The sequence below is a fragment of the Micromonospora sp. NPDC049151 genome (assembly GCF_040648395.1).
In the GTDB taxonomy this organism is placed as follows: domain Bacteria; phylum Actinomycetota; class Actinomycetes; order Mycobacteriales; family Micromonosporaceae; genus Micromonospora.
Genome location: NZ_JBEZDP010000054.1, coordinates 1 through 1,686, shown reverse-complemented (window position 1 = coordinate 1,686; position 1,686 = coordinate 1). Strand labels below are relative to the sequence as shown.

Here is a 1,686-nt window from a genome sequence, read left to right as displayed (position 1 = left end):
CTCCCCAGGCACCGGCGGCGGGGGCGGCCCCGTGTCGCCCGCCGCCCCCGCCCGGCGCCGAGCTGTGCAGCACCAAGGAGTGGCAGGCCGACTTCCGGTCCTGCGTCGGCAAGCTCAAGGCCGTCAGCGAGGACCAGGTCGAGTGCCGCAACGCGCCGGTGCCCGCCGCGCCGGACTCGGGCCTGGCCGGCTGGTTCGCGTCCCGGCCCGACTCGGCGAAGGAGCCCGGCCCGAAGGGCCTCTACAGCGACTACGGCTACGCCGGGTACAGCTACAACACGTACGACATCGACGGCGGCTGCGCCTCCTCGGTGCTGCATCCGGACTACCGGTTCACCACGATGGTCGCCAACGGCGAGTTCATGTTCGCCAACGCGGTGATCGGCGCCTCGAACGCGCTGCGTGAGCGCGCGTGGGATCCGCGCACGATGTGGAGCTGGGCCGACCCGCTTGTGGAACAGGCCACGAAGGCCGTCTACCAGAAGGTGTTCAGCGTCTTCGGCATCATCACCGTCTGCGTGGTGGGCCTCTACCTGCTCTGGCGGTCCCGCCAGTCGGACATGAGCAACGCGATGACCACCGCGGGCTGGGCGCTGCTGGTGATGGTGGCGGTGACCGCGCTGGCCGCCTGGCCGGTCAAGTCCGCGAACATCGCCGACAACACGTTGATCAGCACGCTGGGCGTGGTGCACGACGCGGTCGGCCCTTCTACCAAGGACACGCCGCCGGGGCAGTGTGACGACCCGAATCCGCAAGCGTGCAAGGATCACCGGCCACCCGCCGTGCGCGCGAGTGACACAGCCACCGAGACGATGCTCTACCGGAACTGGCTGCGCGGTGTGCTCGGCTCGGCGGACAGCGAGACTGCGAAGAAGTATGGTCCGGCCCTTTACGACGCCCAGTCCCTGACCTGGGAGGAGTCCGAGAAGCTCCGCCAGAATCCGGCTACCCGCGAGGGCACGATCAAGGCCAAGCAGCAGCAGTGGGCCCGTGTCGCCCAGCAGATCGAGACCGAGGACCCGGAGGCATACGAGTACCTCAAGGGCACCAAAGACATGGACCGGATCGGTGCCGGGTTCATCGCGGTGCTGGCCTCGGTGCTGTTCGCCATGTTCGACCTCACCGCGTCGCTGCTGGTGCTGCTCGGCTTCCTGATCTTCCGCTGGGCGGTGATCGCCGCGCCGATCCTCGGCACTGTCGGCCTGATGCGCCCGGCCAGCGCCGGCCTCCGGCGGCTGGCGAACGCGGTGGTCGCCGCGGTCTTCAACATCGCCATCTTCGGCACCGGGGCGGCCATCTACCTCTTCGCCGTCGACCTGATCATGAATACCGCGACGCTGCCCGGCTGGCTCCAGGTGGTGCTGGTCTGGCTCTGCGGGGTGGTCGGCTGGCTGCTGCTGCGGCCGTACCGCCGGATCACCCAGCTCGGCGGCAAGGACAGCAGCGAGGCGGTCAGTTCGGCCGGGTCCTGGCACCGCCGGTTCTTCCGGGACATGCGGATCGCCGCCCGGCTGGACGTGGCCGAGCCCGGTGGCACCAACGAGCCGGCGATCGGCAAGCGCCGCACCGTCACGGCCGACCAGCGCAGCCTCCGGCCGGCAGCCGCACAGTAACCGGTCGCCTGCCCATGTCCCGGGTTCCACCCTCCTGATGCCGGCCCTGTGCCGACCCCAGATGACGCTAGGC

General features: G+C 69.9%; 1 pseudogene. It reads left to right on the top strand.

Annotation, left to right across the window (positions count from 1 at the left end):
* Nucleotides 1–1,610: pseudogene (locus AB0B20_RS29075) on the top strand (MFS transporter); the annotation flags it as partial.
* Nucleotides 1,611–1,686 lie beyond the last annotated feature (76 nt).